The sequence below is a fragment of the Aeromonas rivipollensis genome, assembly GCF_037811135.1.
Lineage (GTDB): Bacteria > Pseudomonadota > Gammaproteobacteria > Enterobacterales > Aeromonadaceae > Aeromonas > Aeromonas rivipollensis.
Genome location: NZ_CP149130.1, coordinates 1,360,566 through 1,379,786, shown reverse-complemented (window position 1 = coordinate 1,379,786; position 19,221 = coordinate 1,360,566). Strand labels below are relative to the sequence as shown.

18 protein-coding genes and 2 tRNA genes are annotated in these 19,221 nt (G+C 62.9%); 8 read left to right on the top strand and 12 right to left on the bottom strand.

Annotated elements, in window-relative coordinates; genetic code table 11:
- Positions 1–146 precede the first annotated feature (146 nt).
- The 6 genes from WIR04_RS06350 to WIR04_RS06325 all read right to left on the bottom strand — a co-directional run bounded on the left by WIR04_RS06350 (position 147) and on the right by WIR04_RS06325 (position 7,049).
- Positions 147–413, bottom strand: a complete 267-nt coding sequence (locus WIR04_RS06350) for a hypothetical protein (RefSeq protein ID WP_163135396.1) — start codon at positions 411–413, stop codon at positions 147–149.
- A gap of 400 nt (positions 414–813) precedes the next feature.
- Positions 814–1,239, bottom strand: coding sequence for an SgcJ/EcaC family oxidoreductase (locus WIR04_RS06345; protein ID WP_338891315.1), 426 nt, complete (start codon positions 1,237–1,239; stop codon positions 814–816).
- A gap of 117 nt (positions 1,240–1,356) precedes the next feature.
- A complete protein-coding gene (thrC, locus tag WIR04_RS06340; RefSeq protein ID WP_338891313.1) occupies positions 1,357–2,631 on the bottom strand; it encodes a threonine synthase in 1,275 nt (424 codons plus the stop codon).
- Positions 2,628–3,596, bottom strand: a complete 969-nt coding sequence (gene thrB, locus WIR04_RS06335; RefSeq protein WP_338892473.1) for a homoserine kinase — start codon at positions 3,594–3,596, stop codon at positions 2,628–2,630. Before thrB ends, thrC begins: the two co-directional genes overlap by 4 nt.
- 40 nt (positions 3,597–3,636) lie before the next feature.
- Positions 3,637–6,096: a bifunctional aspartate kinase/homoserine dehydrogenase I gene (gene thrA, locus WIR04_RS06330; protein WP_338891311.1), complete on the bottom strand. Its 2,460-nt coding sequence runs from the start codon at positions 6,094–6,096 to the stop codon at positions 3,637–3,639.
- Between the two features lie 263 nt (positions 6,097–6,359).
- A complete protein-coding gene (locus tag WIR04_RS06325) occupies positions 6,360–7,049 on the bottom strand; it encodes a tRNA/rRNA methyltransferase (protein ID WP_338891309.1) in 690 nt (229 codons plus the stop codon).
- Between the two features lie 194 nt (positions 7,050–7,243).
- On the opposite strand from WIR04_RS06325, the gene aceK reads away from it, so the two are divergent.
- Positions 7,244–8,971, top strand: a complete 1,728-nt coding sequence (gene aceK, locus WIR04_RS06320) for a bifunctional isocitrate dehydrogenase kinase/phosphatase (protein WP_338891307.1) — start codon at positions 7,244–7,246, stop codon at positions 8,969–8,971.
- 83 nt (positions 8,972–9,054) lie between these two features.
- On the opposite strand, the gene WIR04_RS06315 is transcribed toward aceK, so the two are convergent.
- Positions 9,055–9,444, bottom strand: coding sequence for an META domain-containing protein (locus WIR04_RS06315; RefSeq protein ID WP_338891305.1), 390 nt, complete (start codon positions 9,442–9,444; stop codon positions 9,055–9,057).
- A 166-nt stretch (positions 9,445–9,610) separates the two neighbouring features.
- Here WIR04_RS06315 and WIR04_RS06310 point away from each other — a divergent pair, with 166 nt between their 5' ends.
- Positions 9,611–10,087: a hypothetical protein gene (locus WIR04_RS06310; RefSeq protein ID WP_025327744.1), complete on the top strand. Its 477-nt coding sequence runs from the start codon at positions 9,611–9,613 to the stop codon at positions 10,085–10,087.
- 4 nt (positions 10,088–10,091) lie between these two features.
- Here the strand turns inward: WIR04_RS06310 and WIR04_RS06305 are convergent, their stop codons facing one another.
- Both WIR04_RS06305 and WIR04_RS06300 read right to left on the bottom strand, forming a co-directional pair.
- Positions 10,092–10,571 (bottom strand): putative 4-hydroxy-4-methyl-2-oxoglutarate aldolase, encoded by a 480-nt coding sequence (locus WIR04_RS06305; RefSeq protein ID WP_338891300.1) that lies wholly within the window; start codon positions 10,569–10,571, stop codon positions 10,092–10,094.
- Between the two features lie 117 nt (positions 10,572–10,688).
- Positions 10,689–11,087, bottom strand: a complete 399-nt coding sequence (locus WIR04_RS06300) for a DUF3293 domain-containing protein (RefSeq protein ID WP_338891298.1) — start codon at positions 11,085–11,087, stop codon at positions 10,689–10,691.
- Positions 11,088–11,472: 385 nt separating this feature from the next.
- On the opposite strand from WIR04_RS06300, the gene arcA reads away from it, so the two are divergent.
- Positions 11,473–12,192 (top strand): two-component system response regulator ArcA, encoded by a 720-nt coding sequence (gene arcA, locus WIR04_RS06295; protein ID WP_010673581.1) that lies wholly within the window; start codon positions 11,473–11,475, stop codon positions 12,190–12,192.
- 124 nt (positions 12,193–12,316) lie between these two features.
- Here the strand turns inward: arcA and WIR04_RS06290 are convergent.
- A tRNA-Gly gene (locus WIR04_RS06290) sits at positions 12,317–12,391 on the bottom strand.
- A 104-nt stretch (positions 12,392–12,495) separates the two neighbouring features.
- Positions 12,496–12,569 (bottom strand) — tRNA-Gly (locus WIR04_RS06285).
- A 201-nt stretch (positions 12,570–12,770) separates the two neighbouring features.
- On the opposite strand from WIR04_RS06285, the gene cydD reads away from it, so the two are divergent.
- The 4 genes from cydD (at position 12,771) to WIR04_RS06265 (ending at position 17,202) form a co-directional block, all read left to right on the top strand.
- A complete protein-coding gene (gene cydD, locus WIR04_RS06280; protein WP_338891296.1) occupies positions 12,771–14,540 on the top strand; it encodes a heme ABC transporter permease/ATP-binding protein CydD in 1,770 nt (589 codons plus the stop codon).
- Positions 14,533–16,278, top strand: a complete 1,746-nt coding sequence (cydC, locus tag WIR04_RS06275) for a heme ABC transporter ATP-binding protein/permease CydC (protein ID WP_338891295.1) — start codon at positions 14,533–14,535, stop codon at positions 16,276–16,278. The genes cydD and cydC overlap by 8 nt, the downstream gene beginning before the upstream one ends.
- Positions 16,279–16,434: 156 nt before the next feature.
- Complete coding sequence (gene rcsF, locus WIR04_RS06270; protein ID WP_005325859.1) at positions 16,435–16,806, top strand: Rcs stress response system protein RcsF; 372 nt, start codon at positions 16,435–16,437, stop codon at positions 16,804–16,806.
- A gap of 9 nt (positions 16,807–16,815) precedes the next feature.
- A complete protein-coding gene (locus WIR04_RS06265) occupies positions 16,816–17,202 on the top strand; it encodes a DUF488 domain-containing protein (RefSeq protein WP_338891292.1) in 387 nt (128 codons plus the stop codon).
- A 72-nt stretch (positions 17,203–17,274) separates the two neighbouring features.
- Here WIR04_RS06265 and WIR04_RS06260 read toward each other — a convergent pair whose 3' ends face one another.
- Positions 17,275–18,267 carry an NAD-dependent epimerase/dehydratase family protein gene (locus tag WIR04_RS06260; protein ID WP_338891290.1) on the bottom strand — a complete coding sequence of 331 codons (993 nt, stop codon included), beginning with the start codon at positions 18,265–18,267 and terminating at the stop codon, positions 17,275–17,277.
- 207 nt (positions 18,268–18,474) lie between these two features.
- On the opposite strand from WIR04_RS06260, the gene tsaA reads away from it, so the two are divergent.
- On the top strand, positions 18,475–19,179 hold the full coding sequence (gene tsaA / locus WIR04_RS06255; RefSeq protein ID WP_338891288.1) for a tRNA (N6-threonylcarbamoyladenosine(37)-N6)-methyltransferase TrmO: 705 nt from the start codon (positions 18,475–18,477) through the stop codon (positions 19,177–19,179).
- Positions 19,180–19,221 lie beyond the last annotated feature (42 nt).

Genomic DNA, 19,221 nt, shown 5'->3' with positions numbered 1-19,221 from the left:
CATCGGCCAAAAAGGTGGGGGCCCCAGGTTGGAACTCGTCGGGCTATATCAGGGCCATCAGGCCGCCGTGCTGGGTGATCGGACACAAAAAAACCATCCCGCCCGGGATGGTTTTTTATTGGATGGCTCACAAGGCGAAGGCTCTCTTACCACCGCCCCTGGGGTGGCTGCTGGTTTCGCGACTCCACCATGGCGATCAGGATGGCCATCAGGCTCGATATCAGCATCAGCCCCATGGCGATGGGAAACGTCACCAGGACGTAAGAGAAACGCCCCATCTCTGCCGCCGGAGAGTCCGATAACATCATCATTGGCAGGGGGAATACCAATAACAGGGCCAGGTAAAACATGATCCTGGCGATCATCAGGGGAGTCTTGAGGGACTGGGTCACTATTTTTCGGTACGGCCACATGATGGTTTGCTCCCTGCACTGTGGTGTTGTTGTCGATCAGCCGCGCCTTCGAGGCATCTGCGGCCCTGCTCGTCCATGAAGGGTGTCAAGCAGCCCCCTGATTAGCAGCCACGGCAGGCCGGGTCAATGGGCCCCGGGGGGCCGGAAATGACCCGCCGACAGGGTTGTGCTGCCAAGGGCGAGCATAACGACAAGAGTGCAAACCAGATGCGTAAAAAAGTCGCAGCAATCACTATCAGCGCGCCTTTCACCCGCAGGTTGTGAGGTACAACCAAAACGGGGAGTTGCGCCGGGAGCTCCGCTGTGATGCCCCCTCCCGGGCAGAACGAAGCCCTGTGTGCGGCTAAGGTTGCCCGGCCTGGATGCCTGATCTTGGTTGCGCGGATCCCGTGGCACTTTGCTAGTCGGTAGCAGGCTGGTCGCCGGGCCGCTGCGCCGCCAGCAACGCAGTGCCATAGGAGTTGTCGATTGTGCAGCGCCACTCTCCATCCGCCTCCCTGCGAAACACATAGGTGGCGCGTCGGGCTTCATCGATCCAGCCACCCTCACCATCGGGATAGCGCAGCATGGTCTCCATGATCACCAGGGCGTTGTCGGCCCCCTCTATCACCTCCATGGCCCCCTGGGTCACCTCAAGCTGGCCATCAAAGTAATCGGAGATGGCGGTGAAGGCGCGGCGAATGGCGGGGATGCCGCGCACCACCATGCCGGGTTTGACCACCAGGGCGGCGTCCTCGGCGTAGAAGGCCATCAGGGCATCGAAGTCGCGCCGGGAGATGGCGGCGTCGCAGGTCTCGATCAATGTGCGAAGGGGATGCTGGCTCATACTGTGATCCTTTGTTTCAGGGTGATCATCCAGGGCTGGATTCCCCGCCCTATGCCGGAAATAAAAAATCCCCCGCTCTTTGCAAAAAGGCGGGGGATTTTCATTTTTCATGGGTGCTTAACCGAGCAGGAAGGCTTTGAGGCGGCCAAAGTCTGCGGGCAGGTTGTGGGAGAGCAGCGGCAGGGCGGCGTGCTTGGCAAGCGGGCCCGGCAACGGCACATCCAGATCCAGGATCTCGTCTACCGACTCCTTGAACTTGGCCGGATGGGCGGTGCAGAGGAAGACCCCTACCTCGTCCTCGGCGAGCTGCTCGTTCAGCAGATCCCAGGCGATGGCGCCGTGAGGCTCGCACAGGTAATCGAGCTGGTGCAGGCGTTTGAGAGCATCGCGGGTTTCGGCATCACTGCGCATGCCAGAGCCCAGGGTCTCCAGCGCCCAGCCTTCCCGGCGGCACAACTCTTCCACGCGCGGCCAGTTGTTGGGGCGGCTCACGTCCATGGCGTTGGACAGGGTCGCGACCGTCTGGTGCGGCTCCCAGCTGCCGGTTTTCAGGTAGCGCGGCACTGTGTCGTTGGCGTTGGTGGCGGCGATAAAGCGCTTCACCGGCAGCCCCAGCGCCTTGGCAATCAGGCCCGCGGTGAGGTTGCCAAAGTTGCCGGACGGCACGCTGATAACTGCCTTGGCGCGGTCGGCTTTTGGCAGCTGGGCCACCGCCTCGAAGTAGTAGCAAACCTGGGCCAGCAGGCGGCTGATGTTGATGGAATTGGCGGAGTTCAGGCCGATGGCGGTCTTGAGCCCTTCGTCGTCGAAGGCATCCTTGACCAGCGCCTGACAGGCATCGAAGTCGCCGTCGATGGCGATGGTGCGGATATTGCCGCCGAGGGTGCAGAAGAGCGCCTCCTGCAGGGGGCTGATCTTGCCCTTGGGATAGAGAATGACCACCTCAATCCCCTCCAGCCCGTAGAAGGCGTGGGCCACGGCGGCGCCGGTGTCGCCGGAGGTGGCGGTGAGGATGGTGATCTTGTCGTTGGTGCGGAAGGTCGCCAGACACTGGGCCATAAAGCGGCCACCGAAGTCCTTGAACGCCAGGGTCGGACCGTGGAACAGCTCCAGGGCATAGGTGCCGTCTTTGAGCTTCACCAGGGGCGCCGGGAAGGTGAAGGCGGCGTCGATCAGCTCGCTCACCTTGGCCGCGGGCACTTCGTCCCCCAGCAGGTGGCTGATGATGCGAGCCGAGCGCTCGGCCAGCGGCAACGCCAGCAGGGCATCCACCTCGGCCAGGGGCGCAATCACCTCGGGGAAGAAGAGCCCCTGCTCGCGGCCCAGACCCTGACGCACCGCCTGGGCGAAGCTCACCTGTTCACTCTTGTCCTTGATATTGTAAAGATTCATAGCTCGCTTCCTGTTACCCGTGCCCCGGCCATGTCCAGTTTGCAGACCCGGGCAAATCCATCTTCGTTCTGCACAAAATGTGCGTCCATCCAATCCTTCATCCGCTCGGCCTGGGCCAGATCCTTCATCACCACGAAGACGCTGGGGCCTGAGCCGGAGATGCCGGTGGCCAGGGCCCCGTTCTGGGCCGCCTGAGCCCGCACCTCGTTGAATCCTTCGATGAGCGCCGCGCGGTAGGGTTCGGCAATCACGTCTTTGAGCACGCTCGCCGCCAACCCCTCCTGCCCTGTGTAGCTGGCGTGCACGAAGGCGGCCAGGCGGCGGCCATAGGTGAGGCAATCCTGGCGGCGATACTGGGCCGGCAGTATGGCGCGGGCGGCGGCGGTGGAGACCACAGTGCCCGGGTAGCAGACCACCCAGTACCACTCGTCAAACACCGGAATGCCCTGGCTGATGACGCCGTGCTCTTCGAGCACCAGCTGCATGCCGCCGAGATAGCAGGGGGCCACGTTGTCGTAGTGAACCGAGCCGGAGATCTTGCCTTCCATCTCCCCCATCAGCAGCAGCATGTCGTGTTCATCAAGCGGCGCGCCGTGAAAGGCGTTGAGCCCTTCCAGGGCCGCCACCACGCTGCAGGCGCTCGACCCCAGGCCCGAGCCCACCGGCAGGTTCTTCTCCAGCACCATCGCCAGCGGCTTGAGGGTCAGGCCGCGCTTCTCCAGGGCCTCCCCATAGGCAAGCCAGCAGTCGTAGAGGATGTTCTTCTTGGGATCGTCCGGCAACTTGTGGGCGTAGCGGCCCACGCAGGAGAGGGCGAACGCCACATCGGCCGCCTTTACCTGGACGCGATCCCCCAGCAGGGAGCCATCCACGGGGGCGAGCGCCGCCCCCAATACATCGAATCCCACGCTCAGGTTGGCGCTGGAGGCCGGGGCATAGGCGACCACGCTGCCGCCCTGCACCATGGCATCTTGTTCAAAATCGGGGTTCATCGCTGAACTCATGTTACAGCTCCTGCTTCCAGTTCTGGGTGCGCAGCACGTCGGCGAAGACGCCGGCGGCAGTCACTTCGGTCCCTGCGCCATAGCCGCGCAGCACCAGGGGGATGGGCTGGTAATAGGTGGAGAAGAAGGCGAGCGCGTTCTCCCCGTCTTTCACCTTGAACAGGGGCTCGTCGGCACCGACCGCCTTGATGGCGACCTTGCACTTGCCCCCTTCGATGGAGCCCACGTAACGCAGCACCTTGCCCTCGCTCTGAGCCAGGGCAAACTGATCGCGGAACCAGCCATCAGCCTCGGGCAGACGAGCCATAAAGGACTCCACATCACCGCTCACATCAAAGCCAGGGGGCAGCGCCTGCTCCACTTCCACATCGGAGAGCTCCAGCGCCATGCCGGCCTCGCGGGCCAGGATCAAGAGCTTGCGAGCCACGTCCATGCCGTTGAGATCGTCGCGAGGATCCGGCTCGGTGAAGCCGTTGCCACGGGCAATCCTGGTCGCCTCGGAGAAAGCCATCCCCTCGTCCAGCTTGCCGAAGATGAAGGAGAGCGACCCGGACAGGACGCCGTCGAAGGCGCGCAGCTTGTCCCCGGCCTTGATGAGGTTCTGCAGGTTCTCGATGACCGGCAGGCCCGCGCCCACGTTGGTCTCGTAGAGGAACTTGCGGCGGGTCTGGCGGGCGGTGCGGCGCAGCGCCTTGTAGTAATCCAGCGACCCTGTGTTGGCCTTCTTGTTCGGGGTGACCACGTGGAAACCGGCGGCCAGGAAGTCCGCATACTGGACGGCGACGGCCTCGCTCGAGGTGCAATCGACGATCACCGGGTTGATGAGGTGGCTCTCTTCCACCAGCTTCTTCACCGCTTCCAGGCTGAAGCTGTCCCGGGCTTCCACCAGCTGCTCACGCCAGTTGGCGAGGCTCAGGCCATCCTTGTTGACCGCCATCTGGCGGCTGTTGGCGATGCCGACCACCCGCAGGCCGGTGCCCTGCTCGGCGAGCACCGGCTGCTGGCGGGCAATCTGATCTACCAGGGCAGCGCCGACGCCGCCCACACCGACCACGAAGAGATCGATGAACTGCTGGCTGCCGAAGAAGTTCTGATGGCACGCCTTGATAGCCTCCGCCACCTTGCGATCCCGCACCACCGCAGAGATGGAGCGCTCGCTCGAGCCCTGGGCGATGGCGACTATGTTGATGGAGGCCTGGGCCAGGGAGGTGAAGAAGCGCGCCGCCATCCCCTTGCTGGTGCGCATGCCATCCCCGATGAGGGAGATGATGGCGAGATCGCTCATGATCTCGAGCGGATCCAGCAGCTGGTTCTTGAATTCCAGCTCGAACTCGCGCTCCAGCACCTTGCGGGTCTTGTCGCTGTCATAGCTGTGGATACAGAAGCTGACGCTGTATTCGGAGGAGGACTGGGTGATCAGCACTATGCTGACCCCGGCGCGGGAGACGGCGGAGAAGATGCGACCGGCCATGCCCACCATGCCCTTCATGCCGGGGCCGGAGACGTTGAACATGCACATGCCGGAGAGATCCGAGATGGCCTTCACTTTCAGGTCATCGTCCCCCTGATCGACCCCGATGAGGGTGCCCGGCCCCTGGGGGTTGAAGCTGTTCTTGATGAGGCAGGGGATGTGGAACTGGGCCACGGGGGCGATGGTTTTCGGGTGCAGCACCTTGGCGCCGAAATAGGAGAGCTCCATCGCCTCTTTATAGGAGAGAGTTTTCAGCAGGTAGGCATCCGGCACCAGGCGCGGGTCACAGTTGTAGCAACCTTCCACGTCTGTCCAGATCTCGCAGCACTCGGCGTCCACACAGGCGGCCAGGACGGCGGCGGAGTAATCCGAGCCGTTACGGCCCAGCAGCACTGTTTCGCCCTTGTCGCTGCCACCGGTAAAGCCCGGCATCAGGTAGAGACAGTCGGAACGAAGACCCTTGGCTGCAAAGCGCAGGCGGGAGGCTTCGATGTCCACATGGGCTTCGAGATAACCGCCATCGGTCACCAGCAACTGCTCCGGCACTATGAGATCCAGTTCGAGGCCACGCACCCGCAGCAGCTCGTGCATGAAGGCGATGGAGAGGTTCTCCCCCCGGCTCAGGATGCGGGCCTGGACGTTGTCCGGGCAGAGGCCCAGCAGGCGGATGCCCTGCATCAGGCGCTCCACCTGATCCAGCTCATTGGTGAGACGAGACTGCAGCGCCTTGTCATCCAGCGCCGGGTAGGCCGCCTTCAAGCCCGCCAGCAGACGGGAGAAGATGCCGTTGATCTCGAACAGGGTGGCGCTGGCATCCATGCCGCGACTGGTCTGCTCCACTAGGGCGACCAGGTGGTTGGTCACCTTGGCCGGTGCCGACAACACCAGGGCAACCTGGGATTGGCCGTGGGTGTTCACCGCAATATCGGCGACCCGTAAGAAACGCTCTGCGTCGGCCAGTGACGACCCGCCAAATTTCAACACTCTCATCGCTTTCTCTCCCTGTAAATCTATGAAATTCAATCTAAAAACCAATCCAACAAAAAGGCCCGTACTGGGTGGGTACGGGCCTTTTAAGATTTCTGTGCTTGTTCGTCAGCGCATCAACCGGCCCCAGTGCCACCTGTGGTGGTACCGGTAATAATGGTGGTGGTGATGATGTTGGTGAATAGCTGCATGACGAACACTCTTGAACGAAACTGGTTGTTAGCAATACCTTGCCGGACCTTGGGCTGTCAACCTAAACCTCTTTGCTACTCACGCCCAAATCGGCGCGCAAGGTCTTTGCAGAGCAGATGCAGCATATTCAGATCCCGCTGCGGCAGCATGGGCACTCGGTCCATCACCCATTGATGCAGTTTTTCATCCTGAGAAACCCCGAGTTCACCAAGTAATTCTGCTGTTTTTGATTTGAGTACGCGAACCTGCCCGGCACCATCAAAATTTTCTGCTACTGCCTGGGGCTCGTCCAGCAGGGGACTCATCTCGTAGGCATACAGCATGATCGCCTGTCCCAGATTCAAAGAGGGATAACTCACCTTGAGGGGCAGGTAGCTGATGAGATCCACCTGGGCAAGCTGCTCGTTGGAGAGACCCGACTCCTCGCAGCCAAAGACGATGGCCACCTTCCCAAGGGAAGGCTTGGCGCGGATCTGATCGCGGATCTCGGCCGGGGTGAGGTAGTGCTGATAGCGGCCACGCTGGCGGGCCGTGGTGGCGACCACCAGATCCATGTCGGCCAGGGCATCTTCCAGGGTGTCGAAGGCTTCTGCCCCGGCCAGGATCTCCTGGGCGCCATGGGCGACCCAACTCGCCTCCTCCTCTTCGTGTACCCGGCTCCCCACCAGTCGCATGGCATCGAAGCCCATGGTTTTCATGGCGCGGGCGGCCGCACCCACGTTCGCCGCACGAGCGGGGGCCACCAGTACAAAATAGAGTTTCATCGGGTTTCTCCTGAACAGGGCCGACGCCGCGAACTGCAGCAAACCGCCGGCAAAACAGGGGCGCAATCTACCGTTTATCCCCGAACATTGCCACTTGAACAGATGTTTGGATGTTGCCATAGTGGCCGGACGAGTGGGCCCCCGACCTACCGGCACAGACGCCATGGGCCCGATACATCACAAGGAAGAGAGAGATGCAGCAGCCATTGGAACAGGCGGTCGCCGAGACGATCTTGCAGCGTTTCGAATCGTTTTACAGCCGCTTTCTCGAGATAACCCAGGGCAGCAAGAGCCGCTTCGAGAACAGCGACTGGTTGGGGGTGCAGCTCGCCGGGCGCGAGCGCATTCGCCTCTATGATCATCACGTCGGCGCCACCACGGCCCTCATCAAGCAGATGATGGGGGAACAGTTGCCGACCCAGGCCCTGCTCAAGCAGGTGAAGGGGGCCTTCAGCGATCTGCTGCCCCGCTGCGACAACTTCGAGGTGGCGGAGTCCTTCTTCAACTCCGTCTATCGCCGGATCTTCCGCCATCGTAACATCCGCGACGAGAACCTCTACATCCACCCCTTTCGCAGCCGGGGGGAACACCCGGATCTGAGCGCCTTGCTGCGAGTCTATCGCACCGACCTTGCCCACCTGCCCCAGACCCTGAGCCAGCTGCTCGGAGATTACAGCTTCACCCTGCCCTTTGAAGACAAGCAGCGGGACATCATCGACATTCATCGCCATCTGGCGGAGAGCGGCCCGGCCATCTTGCACGAGGAGCCGTTCGCCATCGAGCTGCTCAAGGAGGTGTTCTACCGCAACAAGGGGGCCTACCTGGTGGGGCTCATTCGGGTGAAAGGCGAGGTGCATCCCTTCATCCTGCCCCTGCTCAGCACGGGCCAGAGCATCTATGTGGACACCGTCATCTTCGAGCCAGAGCTGGCCTCCATCGTGTTCGGCTTCGCCCGCGCCTACTTCATGGTCTATGCCCCTGTGCCGGCCCTGTTCGTGCTCTTCCTGCGCCAGATCATGCCCCGCAAGCCGGACTACGAGATCTACAACGCCATCGGCTGCCAGAAGCACGGCAAGACAGAGCTCTATCGCCACTACCAGCAGCACCTGGCCCAGAGCCGGGAGCAGTTCGTCATCGCCCCCGGCATCAAGGGGATGGTGATGAGCGTGTTCACCCTCCCCTCCTACGATGTGGTGTTCAAGGTGATCAAGGACGAGTTCACCCCGCCCAAGGATGTGAGCCACGAGCAGGTGAAGGCGAAGTACCGGCTGGTGAAACAGCACGACAGGGTGGGCCGCATGGCCGACACCCAGGAGTTCACCAACTTCGAGTTTCCCCTGGACCGCATCTCCCCCGAGCTCCTGGCCGAGCTCAAGTCGGTGGCCCCCTCTGCCCTCACCATCACCGCCGACAAGCTGGTGATCAAGCACCTCTACACAGAGCGCAAGATGATCCCGCTGAACCTCTATCTGGACAAGGCGGACGAGCAGCAGACCCGGCTCGCCCTGGAGGAGTATGGCAACGCCATCCGCCAGCTGGCGGCGGCCAACATATTCCCGGGTGACATGCTGTTCAAGAACTTCGGCGTGACCCGCCACGGCCGGGTGGTCTTCTATGACTACGACGAGATCTGCTACATGACGGAGTGCAACTTCCGCCAGATCCCGCCGCCGCGCTACCCGGAGGATGAGTGGAGCGCCGAGCCCTGGTATTCGGTGGCCCCGAACGACATCTTCCCCGAGGAGTTCGCCACCTTCCTGCTGCAAAAGCCCCAGGTGCGGGAGATCATGATGCAGGTGCACAAGGAACTGTTCGATGCCAACTACTGGAAGATGCTGCAGGGCAACATCAAGGAGGGGGTGTTCGAGGATGTCTATCCCTACAGGCGCAAGAAGCGTTTTCGCTTTCAACGGGGGGGATGAGCCCGGTTGATGCAGCAAAAAGGGACGCCGTGGCGTCCCTTTTTCTGGCGTCAGGCTGCGACAGCCCCTGACGACAAGCCCGCTTATTTCACCGCATCGAAGGTCAGCAGCGTGGCCTTGTCGGCATCCTTCAGCACCAGCTGTTTGCCGCTTATCTGGAAGCTCGCCACCTTCTCCAGCGTCTGCAGGTAGTTCATCTCCTTGCCAGCCAGATCCCCTGCGCACATCATGCGCGTCGAGCCCATGGCGCCCAGCGTCAATACGCCGTCGCCCTGCTGGGTGATGCCACCAAAGTAGCGGTTGCAGCCGCCCTTGCCCGCCACCTTGTCACCGGCGACCTGCAGGGTGAAGGTATCACCGCTCGCCCCTTGCAACTGCCAGGTGGATGCTTGCAGCTCTGCCAGGGTGGAACCCGTTGCCATGGCGCAGCCTCCCAGGGCCAGCGCGGCCAGCAGGGTCAGTTTCTTGTTCATGAGTTCACCTCGTGATGGAGAAAGTCGTGAAGACACAGAGTGAGGGGCTTGTTTAGCACGACTCTGGCGCCGATTAAAACTCTTTTATTGTGATCGGGGTTCCCTTTACTCCCTGCTGGCATGTGCCATGCTTGTAGTCCTGTTCGGACCCAGGGAGGGGAAACGAATGGTCAAGTCTCTCGTCATCGCACTCGCATCAAGCCTCGCCTTTTCGGCCCAGGCTGCCGACTGGAGTTTTCTCCAGACCGAATCAGACAGCCAGCTCTACGTGAAAAGCTATTCCGGCGTATTGCTCGGCAACCAAACCCATACCGGCGACAATTTCGATATCTGGCTCATCAACACCGGCTACCAGTATCCGGTAGAGGATGACATCAGCCTCTACATGGAGGCCGGGCCCGCAGTGGGGCGCCACAGTGAACAGGCCGGCTTCAATATCAGCTCGGGGGTGCGCTACCGCCTCTCCCCCTCGCTCAACATCGGCAGCCAGCTCAAACAGCTGGAAACGAGCAAAGCCAGCACCCTGGTGGAGCTCAATAGCAGTCTGCTGGTGACGCCGCAGCTGGCCATCACCGCCAACTACGGCCTCAGCGCCTTCAGCACAGAGCACTTCCTCACTCTGGGGGTGGGGTTCAACTTCTGAGGGATCAGAGGAGCCTGGTGCCACTGACCAGCACGCCATTGAGATCGGCATAGACATAATCCCCTGGCGCTATGCTGACCCCGGCAAACGACAGCACCACATCCAGCTCCCCCTGTCCGCGTTTCTCGGTCTTGACCGGACAGGCCGCCAGCGCCTTGACCCCCAGCGCCAGCGTCGCCAGGGTGCCCAGATCCCGCACGGCGCCGTGAATAAGGATCCCTTCCCACCCCTGCTCCACCGCCTTGATGGCCAGCTGGTCCCCCAGCAGCGCCCGGCGCAGGGAGCCGCCCCCATCGATCACCATCACCTTGCCATGACCTGGACGGTTAACCAGTTCGCGCACCAGGCTGTTGTCCTCGAAGCAGGAGAGGGTGACCGCCTGGCCGTAAAACAGCGGCTTGCCGCCATAATCGTGAAACAGCGGTTCTGCCACCTGCAGGGCATCGCCATGTTGATCGCAAAGGTCGGGCAGTAGATCCAGCATTGTCAGCATCCTTCCATGGAGTGAATGAGTCCGCTCATTCTTTCATCATGTGGACAGGCTGACAATCCAGCGAACAGCCGCTATCCCCGTATGGTGTGACGCCCGTTCAGCCTCTCATCATGCAGAGGATCTGAGAGTCCAGCGGGACGCCAGTTTGCCAAGGTGGCATGGCGCCCCCTTCAGCAGGACGGGCACCAGCCAGAGTTCCCCCTCCTCCACCCAGTAGAGGGCGTTCTGCCCGAAGCGGGCGGCCAGCCGCATGGCTTCGGCCCGAGGGAGACGCAGCAACAGGGACGCCTCCTGCCAGCGCTCATCCGGATCGCTGCCCCACACGGGCCCCATCACCAGGGCATCGGCAAGCTGGCGTGACAAGGCTCGTTGACGCCGGGCGTTGCGGCGCATCCCCACCCAGCGGCTGGCCGGATTCCAGGCCGTGACGATGGCATAGGCAGGCCAGGGGGGCGGGGCGAAGGGGGCAATAAAACACACATTTCTGTAGTTTTCCCACAAAGTCATGTCAACCACATGTTGCATCCCATTACATTTCTTAAGGGCGAAAAAGCGGGCCAGCCCAAGTATGATGCAGCGAACCTCGGGATTGACTTATATCAAACCTGAGTTAAAAAGTTGCTATCTGACGGCAAAGAGTGTTGTTATGCGCCTGTTAACTGATAAAATGCAGCAACTTTTGTAATGGACTACCCTTCCAGGCTTCTCTCGATCAGACTTGTTGAGAGCCTATGTGCGGCACAGGGATGTTTGCCAACATAGATACCAAATTCGCGATGATTCGACCTGATATTCATACCCAGGATGACGTAATAAATTTTCAGGACCGGTCGGATAACGCCAAAGAGTGTTAAAATTTCGATAATTAACTGATAAGAATCTGGGAATACTCATGCAAACACCACATATTCTGATCGTCGAAGACGAGCTGGTCACCCGCAACACCCTCAAGAGCATCTTCGAGGCCGAAGGCTACATAGTGCTGGAAGCCAACAATGGCGACGAGATGCATCAGGCCCTGACCAGCCACACCATCAACCTGGTGATCATGGACATCAACCTGCCAGGCAAGAATGGCCTGCTGCTGGCACGCGAGCTGCGTGAAGATGACAACATCGCCCTGATGTTCCTGACCGGCCGTGACAACGAAGTGGACAAGATCCTGGGGCTGGAGATCGGCGCCGATGACTACATCACCAAGCCGTTCAACCCCCGCGAGCTGACCATTCGTGCCCGCAACCTGCTGAGCCGCACCATGAACGTGGCCGCCGGTGGCGAAGAGAAGAAGCTGGTGGAGCGTTACCTGTTCAATGGCTGGGCGCTGGACATCAACAGCCGTGCCCTGGTCAGCCCGGCGGGCGACATGTTCAAGCTGCCCCGCTCCGAGTTCCGCGCCATGCTGCACTTCTGCGAGAACCCGGGCCAGATCCAGACCCGTGCCGAGCTGCTCAAGAAGATGACAGGCCGTGAGCTCAAGCCCCACGACCGTACCGTGGATGTCACCATCCGCCGCATTCGCAAGCACTTCGAGAGCGTGGGCGACACCCCGGAGATCATCGCCACCATTCATGGCGAAGGTTACCGCTTCTGTGGCGAGCTGGAGCAGGAATAATCCTCTTCTGCCCCGCGAGACAAGAGGCGCCTGTAGGCGCCTCTTCTGTTTGTGCTGGGCGCCACCGCACGGATCCACCAATGCAAAAAGCCCACTCGACCGAGTGGGCTTTTTGCATGAAAGCTGGAGCGGGCAGCGGGAATCGAACCCGCATCATCAGCTTGGAAGGCTGAGGTAATAGCCATTATACGATGCCCGCAAGGCATCAAGAACGCAGCAGATACAAGGCATGAAATCGGCGTCTGAAGAGACGTGCCAGAAGGAGGCAGCAACGAGACGGGACAGGTACCGGGTATCAGAATGTGGAGCGGGTGATGGGAATCGAACCCACGTATGCAGCTTGGGAAGCTACCGTTCTACCATTGAACTACACCCGCGTCAGTGGCCTCTACTATATGCATTTTGCTGGCGAGCGCAATCACCGCTCCGGTATTTTTTGCCGGAAATCAATCTGTTCGACCAAGTTGTGAGCATGGCGGTCACTTTTCAAGCAAACAGTCCCGCTCTCCCGGAACGGCAAGGTTGCCAAGCCGTGGGGGCGACGATAGTCTTGCGCCACTCGACCGAGGAGGGTGGTAATGGACAAGAACAAGCAGAAACATCTCTATGGCTGGTTGCGCAAACAATCGGGCCATGGCCGGCGCTGGATCGGCCTTTCCATTGGTCTCGGCATGGGTCAGGGCATACTGATGGTGATGCAGGCCTGGCTGCTGGCCACCCTGCTCCACGGCTTCATCATAGAGGGCACCACGCCCGAGCAGTCCATTCCCCTCTTTATTGCCCTGCTGCTGGTGACCCTGACCAAGGCCGCGCTGGCCTATGGCCGTGAGGTGGCGAGCTTCAAGGCGGGCAGTGCGGTGCGCCAGGCCATCCGCGAGCTGGTCCTCACCCGCCTCGCCCGTCTCGGCCCTGCCTATATCCAGCGCCGCCCCGCCGGCAGCTGGGCCAGCCTGCTGCTCGAGCAGATCGAAGACATGCAGGAGTTCTTCTCCCGCTATCTGCCCCAGATGGCCATAGCCGTCTTCATCCCCCTGGTGATCCTGGTGGCCGTGTTCCCGGTCAACTGGGCCGCCGGCATTATCTTGCTCGGCACAGCGCCCCTCATCCCGCTTTTCATGATCCTGGTGGGCGTCGGCGCCGCCGATGCCAACCGCCGCAACTTCCAGTCCCTGGCGCGGCTCTCCGGCCACTTCCTCGATCGCCTCAAGGGCTTGCGTACCCTGCAGCTCTTCATGCGCACCCAGGCGGAGGGTGAAGCCATTCGCGACGCCTCGGAAGATTTTCGGGAGCGCACCATGGAGGTGCTGCGGCTCGCCTTCCTGAGCACGGCAGTGCTGGAGTTCTTCGCCGCCATCGCGGTGGCCCTGGTGGCGGTCTACTTCGGCTTCTCCTACATAGATCACCTCAACTTCGGCAACTATGGCGTCAAGGTAACGCTCTTTACCGGCCTGTTCGTGCTGTTTCTCGCTCCCGAGTTTTACGCTCCGCTGCGGGAACTCGGTGCCCACTACCATGCCAAGGCGCAGGCCATAGGCGCCGCCGAACAGCTGCTGGAGTTTCTCGAGGCCGAGGTCAGCGAACCGGCCTCAGGGAGTGCTCCCTTCCAGGCCGATGGTCCCATCAGGGTGGAGGCCCGCACCCTGGAGGTGCTGAGCGCCGAGGGCAAGGTGCTGGTCGGCCCCATCGATTTCACCCTTGAGGCAGGCACGCGCACTGCGCTGGTCGGGATCAGCGGGGCGGGCAAGAGCTCCCTGGTCAACGCCCTGCTCGGCTTTGCCCCCTATCGCGGTTCGCTCCGCGTCAACGGCCAGGAGCTCGCCGAGCTGGACATGAGCCAGTGGCGGCTGCAACTGGGCTGGCTCTCCCAGAACCCCCAGCTGTTCCACGCCTCCCTGAGAGACAACCTGCTGCTGGCCAGGCCAACGGCCAGCGATGCCGAGCTGGAAGCCGCCCTGGTGCGGGCCCAGGCCTGGGAGTTTGCGAGGGAGAAGGGGTTTGACTACCCGGTCGGGGATCAGGCCGGTGGCCTCTCCGTCGGTCAGGCCCAGCGCCTCGCCCTGGCCCGCACCCTGCTCAAGTCCACCCAGTTGATGGTGCTGGATGAACCCACTGCCAGCCTGGATCGCCACTCCGAGCGCGCCATCATGAGCACACTCGAACAGGCAGCGGTGGGCCAGACCCTGCTGATGATCACCCACCGCCTCGATCAGCTCAGCCAGATGGACAACATACTGGTGCTGGAGCGCGGCCAGCTGGTGGAGCAAGGCCACTTTGCACAACTCTGCCAGGCACAGGGGCCCTTCGCCCGTCTGCTGTCCCAACGTTCAGGGGATTCTCTCGATGACTGATCTACTGCCGTTCCTGCGTCTCTACCGCCAGCACTGGCTCAGCCTCTCCCTTGGTCTGCTGCTGGCCCTGGTCACCCTGGTGGCCGGGATGGGGCTGCTCTCTTTATCAGGCTGGTTCCTCTCCGCCGCCGCCGTGGCGGGGCTGGCGGTCGCCAGCCGGGACACCTTCAACTACATGACCCCGGCCGGCGGGGTGCGCTTCTTCTCCATAGTGCGCACCGCCAGCCGCTGGGGTGAGCGGGTGGTGAGCCACGACGCCACCTTCCGGGTGCTCACCCGGTTGCGGGTCTGGTTCTGGCAACGACTCTCCCCCCTCTCCCCCGGCACCCTGGCCGGTTTTCGTCAGGCGGATCTGCTCAACCGTCTGGTGGCCGACATCGACGCCATGGATCACGTCTACCTGCGCCTCCTCACCCCCATAGGGGCGGCCCTGCTCAGCTGCGCCGGGCTGGTGTTCTTCCTCTCCTTCTTCGACAGCCGCCTGGCGCTGACCCTGGGGGCCATACTGCTCTTCGGCATGCTGGCCCTGCCCCTGGTGTTCTATTTCGCCGGTCGGGCCCCCGGTCGGCGACTCATCGCCGAGAAATCCACCATGCGCACCCGCATGGTGGATTACCTGGACGGCCATGCCGAGCTGCAGATGTTCGCCGCCGCCCCCAAGGCGCTGGCCGAGCTGCAACAGGCCGAGCAGGCCCTGATCCAGGCCCAGGCCCGCATGGCCAGGGTGAGCGGCCTCGCCAGCTTCTCGGTGCAGCTGCTCAGCGGCTGGACCCTGACCCTGATGCTGTGGCTCGCCGGTCACGGCGTCGGCGGTGGCACCCCGGATCCCATCACGGCGCTGATGGTGTTCGCCACCCTGGCCAGCTTCGAGGCGCTGCTGCCCCTGGCGGGTGCCTTCCAGCACCTCTCCACCAGCCTCACCTCGGCCCGTCGTCTCAACGAGATACTGCAAGAGGCCAAGGCGCCGGAGTGGGGAGAGGAGCAAGCGCCCGCGACTCAAGGCGCCTTGCAGATACGGGATCTCCACTTCAGCTACCCGGGCCAGGACGGCCCCGTGCTGCGAGGCTGCACCCTGCAACTGAACCCCGGCGAGAAGCTGGCGCTGCTGGGACAGACAGGGTGCGGCAAGTCCACCCTGATGGGCTTGCTGACCCGGGAGTGGACGGCCCAGACCGGCGAGATACTGCTGGATGGCAAGCCGCTGACCCAGTATGGCGAAGAGGCCCTGCGCGCCTCCTGCTCAGTGGTCAGCCAGCGGGTGCATCTGTTTGCCGATACCCTGCGCGGCAACCTCAAGCTGGCCGCCCCCAACGCCAGCGACGAGCGGCTGACCGAGGTCCTCACCCAGGTAGGGCTCGCCACCCTGCTGGCAGGCGAGGATGAAGAGGCAGAGAGCGGGCTGGACGCCTGGCTCGGGGATGGCGGCCGCCCCCTCTCCGGCGGCGAGCGCCGTCGCATCGGCATAGCCCGCGCCCTGCTGCACGATGCACCGCTCTGGCTGCTGGATGAGCCGACCGAAGGCCTCGACAGCCAGACCGAGCGGGAGATCATGGCCCTGTTGCTCAAGCTGGGGGCGGAGCGCTCCCTGCTGCTCATCTCCCACCGCCTGCTGGGGCTGGAGCAGATGGACAGGGTGGCCCTGATGGAAGAGGGCAAGATCCGCCTCTGCGCCCCGCACCAGGCACTGCTGGAAGATGACTACTACCGCAGCCTGCACCAGCGGCTGGCTCCCGCCTGATGAAAGCAAATGAACAAGGGGCACAGATGTGCCCCTTGTCTTGTGGATAGTGCCAAGATCCCCGTCACACCTCGCCTCCCGGGCGAAAAATGGGGCTGGCCGCAGGCAGCGACTGACCCCTATAATGGCCCCCTCACTGTTCAACAAGACCTCGACATGAAACGCCTGATCCTGATGATGCCCCTGATTGCCTCCGGTTGTGCCGACTTCGCCTTCAACAGCAATCTGGACAAGGAAAACTTCGACGAGTATTTCAAGCCGGGCGGCGTCCGGATCTATGAGCAGAACCAGCTCGCCGACCTCAACTACCTCTACCTCGGCACAGTCGAGGGCGAATCCTGCCAGGCCGACGCCAACCAGGCGGTGCCCAATGCTGGTGAGGCCCGCACTCTAGCTCGTCGCCGCGTGGCGGACATGGGCGGCAACGGCGTCAGCTTCGACAAGTGCGCCGAATTCAGCGACGTGCCGGGTTGCCTGAAACAGGTGATCTGCTACGGCCAGGCGCTGAAAGTGGCCGAAGAGAAGTAAGGTCTCGGCATGGCCCTCGCCATAGTCCGCCTCGGCAGCCCCCGTCTCGAGGGTGAAGGCTTACGCATCGGCACAGTGCGCCGTCCGCCTCGCGGCGTGCCCAAGAGCGATTTTGCCAGCCAGGATTGGTACGACGTCTGGTTCCCCAACCTGGCCCCCAGTCCCGACACCATGAAGCTGGGCCAGGCCGCCGAGACCCCGGCCCAGTGGGCCGCCTTCTGCAAGCAGTACAAGGCAGAGATGGCGAGCCCCGCTGCCCGCCACGATCTGGCGCTGCTGGCGGCCCTCTCCCACCAGACCCAGCTGTCGGTAGGCTGTTATTGCGAGCAGGAGTCCCGCTGCCATCGCGCCGTGCTCAGGGCATTGCTGGCAGAGTGCGGCGCACTGCTGCGCTGACGCCAGGGCAAAACGAGAGAGGGCACCCCGGGGTGCCCTCTCTCGTTTGCCTCTGCGCTCCCCCCTGCCGACCTATGACGGTGAGAGCTCCCGCACCCGCTGCCGCAACGCCGCCTCCTCGGCCAGGGTCATGCCCGCCGTAGTCGCCTGCTCGTTGCTGGCCAGCCACGCCACCAGATCGGCCACCGTCTCCTCCAGCGGCCGGAAGTTCAGGCCATGAACGATGGCGGCCTCGGCGCTGATGCTGCCATAGCCGGCAAACTCGGCCTGGGTGTTGGGCAGCAGCGTGGGATAGCTCTGCCAGGGTTCGACCCCGGCCGCGATCAGGGCGGGCCAGGGGGTCCACTCCGGTTGCAGGGGGGAAGCCGGTATCAGGCGGGCCGCCAGACGCTCCACCCAGTCCACCAGCAAGATGCCGGGCTTGACGAGGTTGAAGCAACCCTCCAGCCGCTGTTCGGCGGCCCGCAGCACGAACTCGGCGCAGTCGCGCACGTCCAGGTATTGCAGCCTGTCCTGCCCCTCCCCCGGCAACAGCCAGGATCCTCCTTGTTGCACCCGTTGCACCCACCAGGCCAGGCGGCCGGTCGGGTCGAAGGGGCCGCACAGCACGCCGGGGCGCAGTATGCAGAGCCGCTCCCCCCAGCGGGCCCGATACTCGGCCTCGCACAATACCTTGAGCGGACCGTAGTCACTGGCTGACTCGCCGGGGGCCACTTCGTGCAGCGGCGCCGACTCGTCCATCTCTGGCCGGGCGAAGTCCCGATAGACACTGATGGTGGAGATGAAGATCAGCCGCTCGCAGCGCCCGAGCAGGGCCGCCGAGAGGCTGGCCGCCTGCGCTGGGTCATAGCAGCAGGTGTCTATGGCCAGATCCCAGTGCAGTCCCTCCCCCAGCAAGGGATCCAGGTTCTGATCCCTGTCCCCCTGCAGCCGGGTCAGCTCACGCCAGTCAGGGTGCTGACGGTGACCCCGATTGAACAGCGTCACCTCATGACCCCAATCCAGGGCCAGCGAGGTGAGGTGGCGGCCCAAGAACCCGGTACCGCCGATAATAAGCAGTTTCATCCCTGTCTCTCCTGTGCGCCGCGGCGCCATGACCCCGGCCAATCCCTTTCTTCCCCCACCCTACGCAAGTTGGCCCCTGGGCACAGCCTCAGATGCCGCGCTCTGCGACCGGGATCACAGCGGGCGGCAAGGGCTCCCTCCTGTGGCGACCCCTGCGTTTTCAGCCCGCCTGTGCTACATTGCCGGGGTTTTCAGCCAGGATCCGCCATGAAGTTCGACATCGACACCCTAGGGATCATCCGCTCTCCCTACAAGGAGAAGTTCGCCATCCCCCGCCAGCCAGGCCTGGTCAAATCGGCCCGCGCCCGCCTGGAGCTGCTGCCTCCCTACGATCAGCCGGACGTGCTGCGCGGCATAGAGCAGTTTTCCCACCTCTGGCTCAGCTTCGTGTTTCACCAGACCATGGCCCAGGGCTGGCACCCGACGGTGCGTCCGCCGCGCCTCGGCGGCAACGAGCGGGTCGGGGTCTTTGCCACTCGCTCCACTTTCCGCCCCAATCCCCTCGGCCTCTCGGTGGTCGAGCTGCACGGGGTGGGCCGAGAGCGAGGCAAGCTGTGGCTCGAGCTGGGCGCCGTGGACTTGCTGGACGGCACCCCCGTCGTCGACATCAAGCCCTACATTCCCTATGCCGACAGCCTGCCCCACGCCCGTGGCGGCTTCGCCCCCGAGGCCCCCACACCGCCGCTGTCGGTGAGCTTCACCCCGGAGGCGGAGCAGCAGCTCATGCCCTGGCTCAAGGCTCACCCCGAGCTGCGCCAGCTGGTGAGCGAGGTGCTGGCCCAGGATCCCCGCCCCGCCTACAAGAAGGGCAAGCCGGACGACAAGGAGTACGGCGTCAGGCTGTTCGACCTCAATGTGCGTTTTCGCATCAGCGAGCCAGATTGCATGGTGTCGGCCATAGAGCCCGCCTGATCTTCACGAGCCTAGGCCCATAAAAAAACCACCCGCTCGGGT